Annotated in this window: 19 protein-coding genes; 11 read left to right on the top strand and 8 right to left on the bottom strand. The window is 56.8% G+C overall.

From position 1 onward, the window contains the following. Window positions 1-53 precede the first annotated feature (53 nt). Entirely contained in the window at window positions 54-1052 is a 999-nt protein-coding gene (deoC, locus tag ACR0KN_RS21140; protein WP_480656353.1) for a deoxyribose-phosphate aldolase, read from the bottom strand. 199 nt (window positions 1053-1251) lie between these two features. Here deoC and ACR0KN_RS21135 point away from each other — a divergent pair, with 199 nt between their 5' ends. From ACR0KN_RS21135 to ACR0KN_RS21110, 6 genes are all read left to right on the top strand, one after another. Further along, on the top strand, window positions 1252-2205 hold the full coding sequence (locus tag ACR0KN_RS21135) for a metal ABC transporter solute-binding protein, Zn/Mn family (RefSeq protein ID WP_480656351.1): 954 nt from the start codon (window positions 1252-1254) through the stop codon (window positions 2203-2205). Between the two features lie 3 nt (window positions 2206-2208). Next, a complete protein-coding gene (locus ACR0KN_RS21130) occupies window positions 2209-3012 on the top strand; it encodes a metal ABC transporter ATP-binding protein (RefSeq protein ID WP_480656349.1) in 804 nt (267 codons plus the stop codon). A gap of 2 nt (window positions 3013-3014) precedes the next feature. Next, window positions 3015-4220, top strand: coding sequence for a metal ABC transporter permease (locus ACR0KN_RS21125; RefSeq protein WP_170471832.1), 1206 nt, complete (start codon window positions 3015-3017; stop codon window positions 4218-4220). Further along, entirely contained in the window at window positions 4217-5146 is a 930-nt protein-coding gene (locus ACR0KN_RS21120) for a metal ABC transporter permease (protein WP_170471834.1), read from the top strand. Before ACR0KN_RS21125 ends, ACR0KN_RS21120 begins: the two co-directional genes overlap by 4 nt. A 282-nt stretch (window positions 5147-5428) precedes the next feature. Next, window positions 5429-7279, top strand: a complete 1851-nt coding sequence (mutL, locus tag ACR0KN_RS21115) for a DNA mismatch repair endonuclease MutL (RefSeq protein ID WP_480656346.1) — start codon at window positions 5429-5431, stop codon at window positions 7277-7279. A 52-nt stretch (window positions 7280-7331) separates the two neighbouring features. Continuing rightward, the gene (locus ACR0KN_RS21110) at window positions 7332-8561 is read left to right on the top strand and encodes a DNA recombination protein RmuC (RefSeq protein ID WP_480656344.1); all 1230 of its coding nucleotides are present in this window, start codon (window positions 7332-7334) and stop codon (window positions 8559-8561) included. 3 nt (window positions 8562-8564) lie between these two features. On the opposite strand, the gene ACR0KN_RS21105 is transcribed toward ACR0KN_RS21110, so the two are convergent. The 3 genes from ACR0KN_RS21105 to ACR0KN_RS21095 form a co-directional block, all read right to left on the bottom strand. After that, window positions 8565-8948, bottom strand: coding sequence for a hypothetical protein (locus ACR0KN_RS21105; RefSeq protein ID WP_480455824.1), 384 nt, complete (start codon window positions 8946-8948; stop codon window positions 8565-8567). Between the two features lie 70 nt (window positions 8949-9018). Beyond that, entirely contained in the window at window positions 9019-9669 is a 651-nt protein-coding gene (locus ACR0KN_RS21100) for a ChrR family anti-sigma-E factor (protein ID WP_170776053.1), read from the bottom strand. 10 nt (window positions 9670-9679) lie between these two features. Further along, entirely contained in the window at window positions 9680-10336 is a 657-nt protein-coding gene (locus ACR0KN_RS21095) for a sigma-70 family RNA polymerase sigma factor (RefSeq protein ID WP_480656341.1), read from the bottom strand. Window positions 10337-10485: 149 nt separating this feature from the next. On the opposite strand from ACR0KN_RS21095, the gene ACR0KN_RS21090 reads away from it, so the two are divergent. The 4 genes from ACR0KN_RS21090 (at window position 10486) to ACR0KN_RS21075 (ending at window position 12319) form a co-directional block, all read left to right on the top strand. Continuing rightward, window positions 10486-11256 carry a DUF1365 domain-containing protein gene (locus tag ACR0KN_RS21090; RefSeq protein WP_480656339.1) on the top strand — a complete coding sequence of 257 codons (771 nt, stop codon included), beginning with the start codon at window positions 10486-10488 and terminating at the stop codon, window positions 11254-11256. 85 nt (window positions 11257-11341) lie between these two features. After that, on the top strand, window positions 11342-11659 hold the full coding sequence (locus tag ACR0KN_RS21085; protein ID WP_010438669.1) for a DUF3775 domain-containing protein: 318 nt from the start codon (window positions 11342-11344) through the stop codon (window positions 11657-11659). 165 nt (window positions 11660-11824) lie between these two features. Further along, window positions 11825-12061: a DUF1127 domain-containing protein gene (locus ACR0KN_RS21080; RefSeq protein WP_480606739.1), complete on the top strand. Its 237-nt coding sequence runs from the start codon at window positions 11825-11827 to the stop codon at window positions 12059-12061. A 57-nt stretch (window positions 12062-12118) separates the two neighbouring features. Next, window positions 12119-12319, top strand: a complete 201-nt coding sequence (locus tag ACR0KN_RS21075; RefSeq protein ID WP_170471848.1) for a DUF1127 domain-containing protein — start codon at window positions 12119-12121, stop codon at window positions 12317-12319. 63 nt (window positions 12320-12382) lie between these two features. Here ACR0KN_RS21075 and ACR0KN_RS21070 read toward each other — a convergent pair whose 3' ends face one another. Genes ACR0KN_RS21070 through ACR0KN_RS21055 form a run of 4 tightly spaced genes read right to left on the bottom strand, consistent with a single transcriptional unit; the run spans window position 12383 to window position 15874 of the window. Next, window positions 12383-13525, bottom strand: a complete 1143-nt coding sequence (locus ACR0KN_RS21070; protein ID WP_480656336.1) for a saccharopine dehydrogenase family protein — start codon at window positions 13523-13525, stop codon at window positions 12383-12385. 3 nt (window positions 13526-13528) lie between these two features. Then, window positions 13529-14584, bottom strand: coding sequence for a saccharopine dehydrogenase (locus tag ACR0KN_RS21065; protein ID WP_480656334.1), 1056 nt, complete (start codon window positions 14582-14584; stop codon window positions 13529-13531). Between the two features lie 14 nt (window positions 14585-14598). Next, window positions 14599-15213 (bottom strand): glutathione S-transferase family protein, encoded by a 615-nt coding sequence (locus tag ACR0KN_RS21060; protein WP_480656332.1) that lies wholly within the window; start codon window positions 15211-15213, stop codon window positions 14599-14601. A gap of 10 nt (window positions 15214-15223) precedes the next feature. Continuing rightward, the gene (locus tag ACR0KN_RS21055; protein WP_010438686.1) at window positions 15224-15874 is read right to left on the bottom strand and encodes a histidine phosphatase family protein; all 651 of its coding nucleotides are present in this window, start codon (window positions 15872-15874) and stop codon (window positions 15224-15226) included. Between the two features lie 145 nt (window positions 15875-16019). Here ACR0KN_RS21055 and ACR0KN_RS21050 point away from each other — a divergent pair, with 145 nt between their 5' ends. Next, entirely contained in the window at window positions 16020-17213 is a 1194-nt protein-coding gene (locus tag ACR0KN_RS21050; RefSeq protein ID WP_480656329.1) for a Zn-dependent hydrolase, read from the top strand. The last annotated feature ends 372 nt before the right edge of the window (window positions 17214-17585 follow it).

The following is a 17585-nucleotide window of genomic DNA, read 5'->3' as shown; positions in this document are numbered from 1 at the left end:
CTTCGCCCGTTCAGCGCTGAAATCGCTCCACCGGAGCGATTTCCGGGCGCGCCTCACCCCATAGAATGGCGGTAACCGGCGGAATATGCGCCTGTCACATAGTGTTCTAACTGCCGCTCAATGTCGCCCAGCAGTGATGAGGCACCAAAGCGGAACAGATCTGGTTCCAGCCAGCGGTCACCCAACTCATCCTTGATCAGCGACAGGTAAACCAATGCGTCTTTGGCTTTTGAGATTCCACCCGCAGGCTTGTACCCAACGCGGTATCCTGTGCTGTCATAGTAGTCGCGGATCGCGCGGATCATCACTAGTGAAACGGGCAAGGTGGCGTTGACGCTTTCCTTGCCGGTCGAGGTCTTGATGAAATCGGCACCCGCCATCATGCAGACCAGCGAGGCGCGGGCGACATTGCGCAGGCTGCCTAGCTCGCCGGTGGCAAGGATGGCTTTGACATGGGCATCACCACAAGCGACGCGGAACGCTTTCATCTCATCATACAGGGCCTGCCAATCGCCGGACAGCACATGACGGCGCGAGATCACGATATCGATCTCTTCGGCGCCCGCTTTCACACTTTCTTCGATCTCGGCCACGCGCAGATGGAATGGAGATAGACCAGCCGGGAAGCCAGTGGATACCGCCGCAACCGGAATACCAGTGCCTTCCAATGCGTCCACAGCCGTTTCGATCATGTCATGGTAGACGCAGACTGCTCCGGTTGTGATTGGCGGCATGTCCAGCGCCTGCAGAACCGACGACGCAACGGGTTGACGAGCCTTGGCACAAAGGCGGCGAACCCGCCCTACTGTGTCATCACCCGATAGGGTGGTCAGGTCGATCATTGTGATCGCCTTCAGCAGCCATGCGGCCTGGTATTCCTTCTTTACCGACCGCCGACCGGGCAGCGTCGCGGCGCGGCGTTCGATGGCCGAAGTGTTGGCCTGTACGGCCCGCACCCAATCCAGATCCAAGTCCATTCCCGGGTTCCGGGGCTCGGTCACTTGCGGCAGATGCGGGGTGCGCACGGGGCTTTCTGAGCTCTGCGTTTCCATTTTTCCGTCCTTTTGGAGGTTTGCGCCAAATTCGCATGGGCTGCGAAGAAAAGAAAGGTGTGCCGACCCCTGCAAAGGGCAAAATTTTGACCAAATGGACAAAAAAGATGTTTTCTTGCGAGTAATTCGCATTTGCATTGACTTAGTTGCGAATGGTTCGCATATTCAGAGGTAACAAGGCACCTAAGTGGAGTCGCAAATGATTCGCCGTACCTTTCTTGCAGCATTGGCTTTCGTTGCTGCATTACCAGCCGCCGCATTTGCCGAGGCGCCGTTGAAGGTTGTCGCAACGACCGGCATGATCGCTGATACGGCCCGACAAATCGGCGGTGAGCAGGTTGAAGTTAAAGGTTTGATGGGCCCAGGCGTTGACCCACATGCTTATCGTCAGACACGCACAGATATCGTTGCGATGACCCGCGCAGATCTGGTGCTGTGGCACGGCCTCTATCTCGAAGCGCAGATGGAAGATTTCTTTGATGATCTGGGGCGTAAGCAAACCGTTGTCGCTGTTGCGGAGGGTGTCGACAAAGGCAAATTGCGCGCTCATGACGACTACGCCGACAAATATGACCCGCATGTCTGGATGAGCCCGGTGCTATGGCGTGATGTTGTGCTTGAGGTGCAAGATGCTCTGACTCTAGCTCGCCCTGAGGCTGCAGAATTCTTTGCCGCAAATACTCAAGCGTTTCTGGCCGAGATCGACGCGTTAAGCGCTTATGGCGAACAGATGCTTACTGCAGTTCCTGAAGACAACCGTATGTTGGTAACCGCCCATGACGCCTTTGGCTATTTCGGTGCTGAATATGGCTATGAAGTGCTGGGTGTTCAGGGCATCTCGACCCAATCCGAGGCCGGTTTGAACCGCATCGGTGAGTTGGTCGACACACTCGTGAACCGTCAGTTGAAAGCGGTTTTTGTGGAAAGCTCGGTCTCTGACCGGTCCATGCGTGCCCTGATCGAGGGTGCCGCGGCTGAAGGCCACGAGGTCGGTGTCGGTGGAGAGCTTTACTCGGACGCTATGGGAGAGCCTGGCACATATGAGGGCACCTATATCGGAATGCTTGATCACAACATCACCGTGATTGCCGGGGCGCTGGGCGCGGATGTGCCGCAGCGTGGCATGAACGGCAAACTGTCGGCGGGGTTCTGAGCCATGCTGGAACTCGCAACAGTTCAAGGTGTTTCAATTGAAGGGCAGGATAATGATCGCTGCGCGCTCGCCATTCGCGGTCTGACTGTCTCGTACGGTCAGAAGCCCGCAGTGTTCTCAGTGGATATGACGGTGCAACCCGGCGCGATGACGGCGATCATCGGACCGAATGGGGCTGGCAAGTCCACTTTGCTCAAGGCCGCGTTGGGGATCGTATCGCCTCTGTCCGGTCAGGTGACGGTGTTTGGCCAGCCGCTCGAAGATCAGCGTGCGCGCATCGCCTATGTCCCGCAGCGCGCCAGTGTGGATTGGGATTTTCCGACACGCGTGATTGACGTGGTTCTGATGGGACTATCGCGTCAGTTGGGTCTGCTGGGTCGTGTTCGCGCACGTCATATGGCCCGCGCCATGGACTGTTTGAACCGTGTCGGAATGCGAGAGTTTGCTGACCGTCAGATTGGTCAGCTCTCCGGTGGTCAGCAGCAGAGGGTCTTTCTTGCGCGTGCATTGGCACAAGATGCTGATCTGTACCTGCTGGACGAGCCCTTTGCAGGCGTGGACGCCGCGACCGAAAAGTCCATCATTGCTGTGCTCAAATCACTAAAACAAGCCGGCAAGACCGTTGTCGTGGTGCATCACGACTTGGCAACGGTTGCGGACTATTTTGATCATGTGTTCCTGATCAACACCCGCAAGGTGGCCGAAGGTTCGGTTGAGCAGGCCTTTACTGCGGAAACGTTGCAAGCCGCTTATGGCGGACGCCTCGCAACGGCACAGATTGATCAGATTTCACGCGCGCTGGGATAATCATGCTTTGGGATGCTCTGACCCTGCAGCTTGGCTATAACGCCACGCTGGTCGCGATCGGTGCGACGTTGCTGGGCATTTCAGCGGGAGTAACCGGCACGTTTCTGTTCCTGCGTAAGCGTGCCCTCGTAAGTGATGCCATTAGCCATGCGACCCTGCCGGGGGTTTGCCTTGCCTTCATGGCATTGGTGGCGTTTGGAGGGGATGGGCGCAATCTAATTGGACTGTTGGTCGGTTCGGCCATATCGGCTTGGGTCGGTCTGCTTTGCATGAACTGGCTAACGCGTCATACGCGGCTTGCAGAGGATGCTGCGATCGGTGCGGTTCTTTCGGTCTTCTTTGGGTTTGGTGTTGTCCTGTTGACGGTGATTCAGACCATGGGTGTTGGACGTCAAGCCGGGTTGGAGGGGTTCTTGCTTGGGTCCACCGCCGGAATGCTCTGGGCAGACGCGCTCGTGATTGCAATCGGTGGTGCGGCGACTCTGTTGCTGGTGATGATTATCCGCCGTCCGATGACGATGGTGGCCTTTGATCCTGAATACGCCGCCGCGCGTGGATTGCCTGTGCACCGGATTGATCTAGCGATGATGGGGCTTGTTATGGCGGTCACTGTGGTCGGGTTGAAGATCGTTGGCCTGATCCTGATTGTCGCGCTGCTCATCATTCCTCCGGTGACCGCGCGGTTTTGGACAGAACGATCCGATCGTGTTGTGCTGCTGGCAGGGATTTCCGGGGGGCTTGCTGGCTTTTTGGGGGCAGGAATTTCGGCCTCGGCACCGAACCTGCCAACCGGTCCGATCATTGTCCTGGTCAGTTTTGGATCTTTCGCGCTATCACTTTTGTTCGCACCGGTTCGAGGCGTTTTGGCGGCGGTACTGCGGCACCTTAGATTCCAGCGACGCGTGCATATCCGGCAGGGTCTTCTGGCGCTGGCGCAAGGTCAGAAGATCTATGAGCCACTGACCATTCGCCTGCTGCGTCGTGCGGGTATCGTGCGTGCGGATGGTGTTGCGACAGACGAAGGGAAAGCGCGCGCCGCCAAAGCGCTGCGGGACGAAAAGCGGTGGGAATTCGTACGTGCCGATCAGGCGCACGAGGCCACCGCGGCGCTGTATGATGGTTTGCGTGATATCGAGACTGTTCTAACGCGCGATCAGATCGCCGAAATAGACCGTCGCATCGGTGGCCCGCAGGAGGTCATGCCATGAGTGGTGAAGAATTTGTCCCTCTGTCGCTGACCCCTCTGTTGATTGGAACATTTGCAGCCATCGCTTGCGCGCTTCCCGGAAACTTTCTGGTTCTTCGTAAACAGGCCCTTATTGGCGATGCGATCAGCCATGTGGTGCTGCCCGGCATTGTCGTGGCGTTTCTGCTGACAGGTGCGATCTCTACTTGGCCCATGATGCTCGGCGCGGCCGGGGCCGCTGTCGTTGCCGTTGTGATGATCGAGGCGATCCGACGATTAGGTCAGATTGAACCCGGCGCCGCAATGGGAGTGGTGTTCACAACCATGTTTGCGGGCGGGGTATTACTGTTGGAACAGACTGATACTTCGACGGTTCATCTGGACGTGGAACACGCGCTTTATGGCAATCTGGAAAGCTTGATCTGGTTGGATGCCACAGGATGGTCGTCTCTGCTGGACGTACAGGCATTGGCTGGTCTGCCCCCCGAATTGCCCCGAATTGCACTGACGATGGTGGGTGTCATCTTGTTTACCTGGTTGTTCTGGCGGCCGCTCAAGATCTCGACATTCGACGAAGGATTTGCTCGTACCATTGGCATCCGAACCGGAGCGTTGGGTATGGCGCTGGTCATCACAGCGGCGATCGCTGCCGTAGCTGCATTTGATGCCGTGGGATCAATCATCGTGATCGCCATGTTCATCTGTCCACCCGCTGCGGCTCGGATGATGACGAACCGACTGGAAACCCAGATTGTCTGGAGCGTTCTGTTCGCGACCATTTCAGCCATCTCGGGATATGTTCTGGCTGGGTACGGCCCATTGTGGCTGGGGGGGGCAGATGCTGTTAGTGCTGCGGGAATGATCGCGACGATATCTGGCTTGATACTGGCGCTGACCGCCGTCCTTGGCCCCTGTCGAACCCGCAGCGGAGCCCCCAGCCAGGCTTAACTTGGCGTATTCACGCCAATGGTTTTCGCAAGGTTTCGGCTGAACTTCGCCAAATGGAAACAAATTCCAAATATTAACGGGATTTATTCTATGTGCGATGGTAAGCAAGCTTGGATCAAATACCACAAGACCACCACTCACTCTGGTATATCCGGCCAGTATTGACCTAAGTCGCTACCCCCTTTACGACAGGGTCAAGCTGGCCGGATACATCATTTGCTCGCCCGCTGAACCATCCAAACCTGTGGTCGAATCGCGCATATCTATGCTAGGTCTAGTGGTATGGTGTATGCAGACCCCAATATCAGCAACGATCGCCCGGTAATTCGGCAGCTTGATGATGCAGCGATCAATCGGATTGCTGCTGGTGAAGTCGTGGAACGGCCGGCCTCTGCAGTTAAAGAATTGGTCGAAAATGCCATAGATGCCGGGGCCAAACGCATTGCCGTCGAAGTCGCGGATGGCGGCAAGACCCTGATTCGTGTCACCGATGATGGCTGCGGCATCGCCGCTGAAGATTTACCGCTGGCGTTGTCGCGTCATGCGACATCAAAGATCGACGGGTCCGATCTGCTAAATATCCACACATTTGGGTTTCGCGGGGAAGCGCTGCCCTCGCTGGGAGCGGTTGGTCGTTTGACCATCACAAGTCGCGTACCGGGCTCTGAAGCCGCTACAATCCACGTGGCGGGTGGCAAAATGGAGGCGGTGAAACCTGCCGCTTTGCGCACTGGGACAGTGGTCGAGCTGCGAGACCTATTCTACGCCACCCCGGCACGGCTGAAGTTCATGCGCACGGACCGGGCTGAGGCGCAGGCAATTTCCGACATCGTGAAACGTCTTGCAATGGCCGAGCCTGCAATAGCGTTCACCCTACGTGATGTTTCGGGTGGTGGAGAAGGTCGCGTGACCTTCCGCGCCGACCGCGAGAATGGCGATCTGTTTGATGCGTTGCACGCCCGATTGGCGCGCATACTAGGACGTGAATTCGCTGAGAACGCGTTGCAGATTGATGCCACCCGCGAAGGGCTCAGGCTGTATGGCTATGCCGCGCTTCCGACCTATTCGCGTGGGGCTGCCGTCGCGCAGTATCTGTTTGTCAACGGACGACCCGTGCGGGACAAGATGCTAACCGGTGCTCTGCGAGCGGCCTATTTCGATTTTCTCAGTCGCGATCGACATCCGGCCGCAGCGCTGTTTATCGACTGTGATCCAACGATGGTGGACGTGAATGTGCATCCGGCTAAATCCGAGGTTCGGTTCCGCGATCCGGGCCTAGCACGTGGGTTGATCGTATCCAGCCTGCGCCACGCGCTGGCCGAGGCCGGACATCGTGCGTCTTCGACTGTCGCAAATGCAACCTTGGGTGCGATGCGGCCCGAGCCCGCGCCCGCTGCGCCAGCGCGGGTGTATCAGATGGATCGTCCGTCACCGATGGCGCGTCAGGCGGCCTATCGTGCGCAATCTCCTGGCTTTGCGGAGCTGTCACAGAATTATAGCGGGCGTATCGTGGAGCCGGTGCCAGAAACTGCTCCAGTGGAAGAACCGCAGGAACTGCCATTGGGGGCCGCACGAGGTCAGGTGCACGAGAATTACATCATTGCCCAGACGGCAGACGGCATGGTGATCGTCGATCAGCACGCCGCGCATGAACGGTTGGTCTACGAAAAGCTCAAACGCCAGGTGGCCGAAAACGGTGTCGCCGCCCAAGCCCTGTTGATCCCTGAAATTGTCGATCTGACAGAAGGGGACTGCGCGCGGTTGATGGCCGTCGCTGATGATCTTGCGCGCTTTGGGCTGACCATCGAACCCTTTGGCGGTGGAGCGGTCGCTGTGCGCGAAACTCCGGCCATTCTGGGTGAAATCGATGCTCGAGCCATGATCCTCGATATCCTGGATGAGCTTGCCGATCAGGGCGAAAGCCAAACCGTGCAGGCACGGATTGAGGCGATCCTCAGCCGGGTGGCCTGTCATGGTTCAGTCCGATCAGGCCGTCGGATGCGGGCAGAAGAAATGAACGCCCTGCTGCGCGAGATGGAGGCGACGCCCCATTCCGGCCAATGCAACCATGGGCGGCCGACCTATGTGGAACTGAAGCTCAGCGATATCGAACGCCTGTTCGGTCGCAGTTGATCCATCGGCCCTGTCGGGCTATGAAGAATAAAACAAGAACATCCGAGGCGACATGATCGAGATAGCTGGTACTCAATATGCGTTGAATGACCCCGTCATCCTGATCACTGGCGGAGTTGTGGCGTTGATTCTGCTCTTGCTGTTTCTATCGCTACGGGCGTCACAACGCTCGGCCCGGATGGCCGAACCCTTGGCCCGGCAGATGGCCCATTTGGGACAGCATGTGCAGCAACTGGGCCAAGGGCAGGAGCAACTACGCGGCGGATTACAGCATGTCTCGGACACGCAGGCCAATGCGCAGGTGCAGGTGATCCAAACTGTCGAATCCCGCCTGTCTTCCGTGCAGCAGCAGATGAATGACCGGCTGGCAGATAACGCGATGAAATCGGCGCGCGCCTTGGCTGAGATGCAGGAGCGGATGAAGGAATCGCTGCATGGTTCGTCGAAACAGACGGCTACCTCGCTGACGCAATTGCAGGAACGTCTGGCGGCCATCGACAAGGCGCAGGACAATATCACCAAGCTTTCCGGCGACGTGCTGTCTTTGCAGGATATCCTGTCGAACAAACAGACGCGCGGGGCGTTCGGGGAAATCCAGCTGAACGATATCGTCTCGAAGGCGTTGCCATCGGATAGTTTTCAGCTGCAGGCAACTTTGTCGAATGGACGACGGGCGGATTGCCTGATCAACTTGCCAAACCCTCCCGGACCTATCGTGATCGACAGTAAGTTTCCGTTGGAGGCCTATGAGGCGCTGATCGGATCGACCAACGATATGGAGCTGAAAGCTGCGGTGCAGATGTTCCGCAGTACCGTGCGCAAGCACATCAACGATATCGCCGAGAAGTACATTCTGGACGGTGAAACAGCTGATGGGGCGCTGATGTTCCTGCCGTCTGAGGCGGTCTATGCCGAGCTGCACGCCAAGTTCCCGGAACTTGTGCAGGAGAGTTTTTCGAAACGCGTCTGGATCGTGTCCCCGACCACCTGCATGGCGACGCTGAACACCATGCGCGCGATCCTCAAAGACGCGCGCATGCGCGAGCAGGCCGGTGCCATCCGCAAGGAGCTGGGAATGCTGCACAAGGATGTGGACCGTTTGGGTGAACGTGTCTCGAACCTGGATCGCCATTTTGGTCAGGCGGCCAAGGACATCTCGGAAATCAAGATAAGCGCCGAAAAGGCGGGTCGCCGGGCGCAACGTTTGGACAATTTCGATTTCGAAGAGCTTGCGCCGGATGACCACACAAACGTCGTGCCGCTGGGAAAAACCGAAGGCTGAGCGTTACTGGATGGAGAGGTCCAGATTATAACCAACCGTCTTGCCGGTGTCGCGATCGTTCCCCATCAGATAAACACGTATGGTGTAGTCGCCATTATCTGGAAGCTCGATCCGGGCGGTATTGCCATCAATTGAACCATTGTAAATTGCAACTCCGTCACTGTTCGGGGGCAGGATATTGAAATAGATCACGCCATAGCCGTTGGTGTCACTGACCTTGAGGTCGGCGAACATCTCCTGCCCAGCCTTGGCGCCCAGTTTATAGTCGAAATACTCGTTTCCGGTTACAGTACCATTCACCATCGTACCGAAATTGCCCGGTTGGAATTTCACGTCTGCTGTCATCTGAGCGGAAACGCTGGCTCCGAAGGCCATCAACAGCGCCATAGTTGCCATCCTTAACATTGCTGAAATCCCCCAGTTGGTTAGCGTCGATAAACAACCCTACCATAACGGATCAGATTCGAAGGAATGGCTGGAACAGGCGCGGCATCAGCTTGCTGAACTTCAGTGGAGCATCGGTGACGGCCAGACAAATGCAGTCTTCAGAGATGTCTGCCGTAGGCGTGTGATGGATAGATTGGTCTGCAATTTCGACATCGCCGCGGTCGAAGCGGTCGATCTCGTCAGAGAATGCACCCTGCAGGACCATCGTCAGTTCTATGCCATTATGGCTGTGATCCGGCACCGCTGCCCCGGCGGGGATAAACAACAACCGGGCGGTGGCTTCGCTGGTCGTGGGCAGGATTGCCTGTTTGACACCCATGCCGACGGGCTTCCATTTGATCGCGTTCACGTCGCCGCCAACATAGTCCTGCAGCGGTGCCGGAAGAACTGCACAAGATGGGCGCGCGGGTTTCGCCTTTGGTGCACCCTGAGCAATCAATGCCATTGTTGCCGCCAATGAACCGTCGCTCATGCTTGCAGACGCATCTTGTTCCTGTAAAACGCATCCGCCAACTGCGTCAAAGCTTTCAGCGCGGGCGCGGCAGTGGTCGCAAAGAGATAGGTGCGTTGCGACCATCAGGTCGAACGCTTCGGGCAGATTGCCTGCGGCATAGGCCATCAGCAAGTCGTCTGTCAGGTGATGTTTAATCTCGTTTCTCATGCTCGTCATCTCAGTTCATCGCGTAGCGCAAGCGGTCCAGCGCCAGCCGTATCCGTGATTTGATCGTCCCCAAAGGTAACCCGGTCTGAGATGCGATTTCTCGATGGCTCAGATCTCCGAAGTAGGCCTTCTCGATCAGCTGTCTTTGCGCCTCGGGTAATGCCGCCATGGCATCACGCAGCTGCGCGGTTTCCTGTTGCAGCGCCAGAACGTCTTCCTGTTCCGGCTCCGCCTCTGGCCCCCACCAGAGGTCTTCGGGTTCAGGGCGGCGTTGCTTTCGCAATACGTCAATGCGCTTGTTTCTTGCGATAGTGAACACCCAGGTCGCAACCGTTGCCCTTGTCGGGTCAAACAGATGCGCCTTGTGCCACAAGGTCGCCATGACCTCCTGCGCGCATTCCTCCGCCAGTGCAGCGTCTGACCCGGACTTGATTAGAAATGCCTTTATTCGAGGTGCAAAATGCTGGAACAGTTCAGCAAATGCGATCTGATCCTTCGCATCTCGGATGCGACGGATGTGATCCACCCATTCCTTTCTCGTGTCACAACCTTTGTTTTGTCCGTTCACCGATTTACCTTTGGATCGTTTGGCTCCGTGCACGGCACTTTTGACAGCAGGTTGTGCTGCCGCATCGTCCAAGGTCACGGTATCTATCTCGGTAAACATAACCTCATTACGTTGTCTGACCCAAGTTGGATCAGTCTGGTGCAAAAAATTTCATCCAAAACGAGCAGTATTTCGTAATGTATGATGCAGGGGCATTCGGAAATGGATGTCTTTTGAACAGTTTGCAGTCAGTACGGAACATCTGCGTTATGAACACTGTTGATCACATCGCGGGTCATACCTTTCACGGGCGCAAGGGTGCGATCGATAATTCGTTTCGCTATTCAATCGATTATGTTCTGTTTGACCCTGAAGCATGTGCCAAGACGCCCTTTTTGTTTTCGTTCAACAAGGTGAATCTGACCGGATGGCGAGATAGCGATCACGGTGGCGAGCCTGGTCGGGGTCGCGGCGCGATTTGGCTGCGTGAGTGTTTTGAGGCGCAGGGTATTCCTCAACCGGATCAGATCACTCTGTTGACCCAACCGCGCATGCTTGGGCATGTGTTCAATCCCGTGAGTTTCTGGTTCTGCTTTGATGACGTGAATCAGCTCTATGCTGTGGTTGCTGAAGTGACCAATACTTATGGTACGCGTCACAGCTATCTGTGCCACAAACCCGATCATTCGCCCATCGCGTCAACTGATCGGATACTGGCTGACAAGTTGATGCATGTCTCACCGTTTCAAGAAATTGAAGGGACCTATACGTTTCGATTTGATTATCGCGACGAGCGCGTGGGTGTCTGGATTGATTATGGTCGCGACAGCGGGGGGCTGATCGCCACCCTGACGGGTTCACGCCGGCCGCTTAGCAACCGCATTATTCTTAAATCGCTCTGGCGCCGACCGTTCGGAGCGCGAAGGGCGGTGTTTCTGATCCACTGGCAAGCGCTCAAGCTATGGGTCAAGCGCGCCCGTTTCAGCCCCTTTCGCACCGCTCCCGTCCCTGATCAGCCTGTATCGCGTTCACATCAGTAAAGCCCTCTGCTTTGCGCAAGATCAAAGACGGTCGCCTGTGGCATCGTTCAGATAACAGTGAACCGCGAACACGAGGAGTTGGGACATGTTGGAAATCTCGGCAAGAAAAATCGCTCAGGTAGCCATGATGGGGCGAGAGCTGAACCGGGCCGAGGGCGAATTACGCGCATTCATCGAACGCATGAGCGAGGATGAACAAGCAGAACTGGTCGCCGTCATGTGGGTCGGTCGTGAGAGCTTCTTCGCTGAAGATCTGGCCGAGGCCATTGCAACCGCAAAGTCCGAGGCCTCAACCCCTTGCGCGGATTATCTGATCGGAACGCCGCATTTATCCGATCACCTGGAAAATGGGTTGGATGCGCTGGGAATCTCTGCTGAAGATGTCGAAAACGATCTGATGTAATCCCTGATCTCGCGTTATGGCGTATGGATTGGTCCGGATGCTGGCGCGTCGGATTGGTTGATCCGCTTTCATTAAACAATATTAATGCGGCGTTCCTACGAGGTTAATGTCGAGTTCTTTTATCAGGTTCATCAACGGCAACGATGAATACTGGAGAAATTCGACATGGCACACGTCAATACAACCGCAGCTGATCATCGGTCTCTGTTCTTCGGCCAGTTTGCGAACCAGCCTGAGGCGCCATCTGCATGGCAGCGTCGCAGAGTTTACAACAAGACGATCCGAGCGCTTGAAAAGCTCAATGATCATCAGCTTAGCGATATCGGCATCTCACGCGCTGAGATACGGCAGCGCGTATATCGAAACGTTTATCACAACACGCCCTATCAGGCCTGCTCTTAGGCACTATCCGGTGCGATCCGAAAAGCAATCCATGTAAGTAAGCGCGAGGTAACGAATATGCTTGATAGCAACCTAAATCCGAAACAGACCGTGTCTAACAGTGCGCTGTTGTTGTTCGATCAGGCGATGAGAATGCGCGCAATCCAAGCTGATATCGTTCGCGCCGGTCAAGAGCTGAACCGTCTTTCAGATTTCGAATTGTCAGAGCTTGGAATCAATCGCTGCGATGTTGAAGCGGTGATAGCGCAATATATTTGACGGCTGTCAGCGACGCCACAATGTGATCAGCCGCTTCGCGTGTTCGAAGCGGCTGATTGCGTTTTAGGCGGTGTGGTCCACGATCTGCAGGTGTTGCGCCAGTGTGTCGATCTCACCCATCCAACCCTGTACCAGTTTCGGATCACTTGGCGCGGCGTGGACACCGGCAGGGATAGCACGGTTCAGGACGGCTTCGACTGCAAGGGACACCGGGATCGATACCAGACGGGCCATGGCCGTGCCGCGTTCGTCACCCCAAGCGTCCATGACATAGGTCTTATGCCAGACCTCAACGCCGTCTTTCTCGGCTTTCAGGCCCACACACAGAACCACGCGGTCGGGTTCGCCCTCGTCATAGGCGTTTTCTTCCCAGAACTGATCCGACATCTCTTTCAGGCGGGCGTCGCCTTCCGGCCCTGCGAGGGTCTCGATTTCAGTAAACACATCCGACCACGCGTCAGCCCAACCGTTCAGGCGCAGGGTGCCGCGGACAAATTCCTTGACCGGCCAGTGATCCTCGAACTGGTACTCGGCCTTAAAAGGGATTGAATCGCGGTTCGGGTAGACCTCGAAGCTTTCGGGCGTGGGCAGCGGGGCGATATAGCTGCTGATCGCGTCCCACGGGCGCGCGACGTCCAATGGGGCATAGTCGCGGATTGATTTCGACGGTGAGCGCAGCGCCTTTAGAACACCTAACGGTGACCAGCTGAACTTGTAGCGGAACGGGTTTGGGTTCTTCGGGATCCCGCCGCAATACGAGATAAAGCTTAGGTGGTTCTGGGGATCGAACGCGTCCGATGCGCGGTAGTCGGCGACCAGAGCATGCGCCATCAGGTGGTCGATCCCAGGGTCCAATCCGACCTCGTTGACAAGCGCCACACCGGCCTCGCGCGCCTTGTCGTCCAAAGCGCGCATCTCGGGCGCGATGTAGGAAGACGACACAAAGTTGGCCTCTTTTGAAATTGCCAGCTCTGCCAGTGGCACATGCCAGTCACCCGGCAGCATCGAGACGATCACGTCGCCCTTCTCAAGCACCGCGCCTAAAGCGTCGATGTCGAAGGCGCGGATGTCATCAGTCAGGTCTCCGACCTCGGCCTTGGCCTTCTCGACAGTCCGGTTCCAGACAGTGACCTTGTGCCCGCCTTCGATTAGGCGGCGCAGGCCGGGGATGGCCGACAGGCCGGTGCCACACCAGTGAATCGTCATCTCTCAGATCCCTTCGATATGTGTTTTGTAGGTTGCCTCAGCCCGCCCCCAGACACCGCTGTCCAGATCGGTCAGCGTCAGCAGGGACGGTAGCAGTTGCGCCGCGTAGTCTTGCGAGCTTTCGACGGGCAGCATCGACGGCAAATTGTCGATGGCCATTACATCCATGACCGGGTTGGTCGCCACGCGCAAAGCAGGGGCGTTCCATGTGGTGGCACGGTCATAGACCGGCACTGGGTTGTAATCGCTGTCCGGGTCGCAGGCCACGTCGCCGATGGCCGTCAGACTGCGTTGTGCGCTCAGAGCATCGCGCGGGACAAAAACCGGGGTGCCCGGTCGGGCGAAGATGCAGTTCAGGAAGAGATCGTGATCAAGGATTTCGGGAAATGGCCCGCCGCTGGACGTCTCGGCAATGTCCCATTTGGTGACGGCGACCCCCATGGCCTCGCACATATCGGCGGCGCCGGTCCCGACACGGCCTAACGCGCCGATGACGATGGCGCGGGGACGGTCGGCTCCTGTAGCGTCCAGTTCGGCCATCAGTTCATCATTCAACGCGTCTTTGTTGGCATAAACACCAACGGGTGGGCATTCCTGCCTGCGTTGCTGCGCTGCCCATGTCTTCAGTGTAACCGCAGCCCCGGCGTAACCGGCCCAATAGCCAAAGGCAGCAACCCTGCGGCCATCTGCGTCCACCAGATATTCCAAGTCATAAAGCGTGCCGCCACCGGCCTTAAACCGCCGCAACAATTCGCGTCCAGAATGCTGACCCTTATAAGCATGGCCAAACATGATGTGGCGGTGAGGCAAGGGCGTGCCATCCTCAGGCAGCTCTTTTAAGCCAAAGACGATTGCGTCAAGCGGGGCTTCTGGCCACGAATTCTCGGATGCGATTTCGCAACCTGCCTGTCTGTAACCATCCAAAGGAATAGCCCGTACAGAGCTTTCTTCGACCGTCACCCGAATGCCTGCAGCGATCAGTGCGGCGGCACCTTCAGGGGTAAGCCCGACCCGTTCCTCGTTCGGGCGCTGTTCCGCCCGGACCCAGAGATGTGTCATCATACTTCCTTTTGTCAGAGCATTCCGGCGGCGCGCACCGCCGGAACCGATGGCCGAGCCTCCATCGCCTCGCGGAAGGCGATGATCTTGGGAAAGGCCGAAACGTCGACGCCGTCACCTTCCAGCCAGCTACAGACCACATAGAGGTAAGCGTCGGCTAGCGAGAGTGTCTCACCCAACACGAACGGACCACGCAGCCCGTTTGAAACGATATAGTCGCATGACGCGGTCATCGTCTGGGGTACCTTGTCCTTCATGTCCTTCCAACTGGCCTTCTTGTCCGCCCAACGAGGCCCGCGCAGTTTGTGCGCGTGGTTCACATGCATGGTCGAGGCCAGATAATACATTACCTCCCGCATTCGCGCTGCCATCACGGGATCAGCCGGAACCAGCCCGGCCTCGGGTGCTTTGGCGGCAACAAACTCCAGCAGGGCGCCGGTTTCAGTCAAAATGCCACCATCAACCGCAAGCGCAGGTACACGGCCTTTGGGATTAATTTGCCTGTACGCGGGCTTTGTCTGCTCGCCACCGGCGAAATCAAGCTGCACGGCTTCATATTCCAAACCGGCCTCTTCCAGCCCAATCGCCACAGCGACTGAGATTGTGCGGGGGGCAAAATAGAGCTGCATCCGTGCCTCCTTACAGGTGGGTTTGGGCAAAATGCCGATCTGGTGCTTCCAGATGGGGCACTGCATTGAACAGGACCGGGCTCAGCTGTGAACCGATTGGGTGCAGACGATGCATCGACGTATTCATGATGGCAAGCGCCACCCGTGCCATCGAAGTGATATCCAGCATCATAGCCTGCCGGACCACCATCGAGATCAGCCCCCCGGATGTCACAACAATCGCGGGCCCGCCTTCGGTCCCGATGTCGCGCAACGCGTCGCGGACGCGGGTTTCAAATTCGACGAAGGTCTCTGGCGGGTTTTCAATTTCGCCATTGGCCCAAGCGGTAAATGTCTTGGGAAGATGTTCCACAAACTCTTCGCGGTCGATTGGAATCGCCACGCCATGTTGCTCATGAAACAGCTGCGCGAGGGTGAAGTACTCAATTTCGTTGAGGCGCGCGTCGTGCACAGGTTCGGCCAAACCCATGCTGGCTGCTGTCTCCACATGACGTGTAAGGGTGCCACAATAGACCCGAGGGTGATGGGCCTGGGTATCTTTCAGATGCGCACCCAGCCAACGCGCTTGCTGGTGGCCCAGATCGCTGAGCCTGTCGTAGCTATTCTCGTCCCGCGCGGCGGTGTTGGCCTGCCCGTGACGCACCAATGTAATGAATGACATTTCGAACCCTCTTGCGACGAAGTCTTAGGGCAGCTTCGCGTTCGGGGCCAGAGGGGTTTGGGGAAAAACTGCATCAATGTACGCGCGTCCCTTGCGAGCTAATCTGACGGGCGTATTGTGCATTCTGGTTGATCGGGGGAATGTAATGGCAGTCGACGAAAAACGGTTTCTGGAAGATCTGCATAAATTACGGCAGTTCGGAGCTTCTGGCGTGGGCAAAGGTGTCATTCGGCCTGCTTATTCTGAAGCTGACATTGCAGCCCGTCATTGGCTGGCAGGCCGCATGGCCGAAGCCGGGTTGACCCCCCATTTCGACCCAGTTGGAAACCTTTTCGGATTAGCCGAAGGACCGTCGCTGTTAATGGGGTCGCATTCAGATAGCCAACCCGAAGGCGGTTGGCTGGATGGCGCATTGGGTGTGATAGCGGCGCTTGAGGTCGCGCGGTCCAGTGAGCAACCTATTTCAGTTGTCAGCTTTCAGGATGAAGAAGGCCGGTTCGGTGTCACAACGGGTTCGGCGGTTTGGTCTGGCGAATTGGATCTGGAACGGGCAGATGAGCTGACTGATCATACCGGAGAGACCTTTGGTTGCGCACGCGCGGCGATGTCGGATTGTGCCGCTAGTTTCGTCGACCCGGGTCGGTTCACCGGGTTTATCGAAATGCATATCGAACAAGGCCCCTCGCTTGACACGCAAGGTGACCAGATCGGTGTTGTTACCGACATCGTCGGCATTCGCGATATGGTGGTTCAGTTTGATGGCCAGCAAAACCACGCAGGTACAACGCCCATGCACCTGCGACGCGACGCATTTCAAGCGCTGTCCCTGTTCAACACACGCCTTAATGACCAGTTTCGTAACGTGGTAACGCCGCAAACAGTCTGGACTATTGGGCATGTAGACCTGCATCCCAGCGCGTCCTCAATCGTGCCGGGCCGCGTGCGTTTCTCGATGCAGTGGCGCGATGGAGATGCAGATCGGCTGGCAAGGATGGAAGAGATCATTCGCAACACCGCGAGCGATATCGCCGCACAAACGGGTGTGGAGCTTAGCTATGGATCCCTTCTGGGCTTGGAGCCTGTGGCGATGGATCACAAACTTCGCAAAGCGCTGGAAGCGGCTGCCGAGCAGATCGCGCCAGGCCGGTGGCGACGGATGCCATCAGGGGCTTTGCATGATGCAACCAATGTTTCGCGCATGATGCCGGTTGCGATGCTGTTCGTCCCGTCGATTGGTGGAATCAGCCACGATTTTGCCGAGGATACAGCCGAAACTGACCTGGTTGCCGGCCTCAAGGTTCTGGATTGTGCGGTTCAGAAACTGAAGTCATCAGTGTGATAAGGTGCTGTAAGATCTGAGCTTCTACCTTCGCATGGTCTGGGAAGGATTAAAAAAGCAAAGCAGTAAGTTAGGCGCGATCTAAAGAGTGTTGCTTAATGGAAAAAAGTTTCCTATAGGAACATTATTAAAGCATACACTCGCATACGAGCCTGGCCAGTCCTTGGTCTGCCATCGAAAACCGGGGCTGAATCGTTGCAAAATATTCAGCTTGGGTCAGACTGACGGGATAGCTTCTGTTCACTATATAATAAGAAGGTAGCCATCATGACATCCTTAAGACGCACGCCTCTTCACGCTTTGCATGTTGAGTTGGGTGGTAAGTTGGTTGATTTTGCTGGGTGGGAGATGCCTGTTCAGTATCCATTGGGG

The organism is Ruegeria sp. AP7, assembly GCF_056539905.1.
This window is presented reverse-complemented; position numbering and strand designations above follow the sequence as displayed.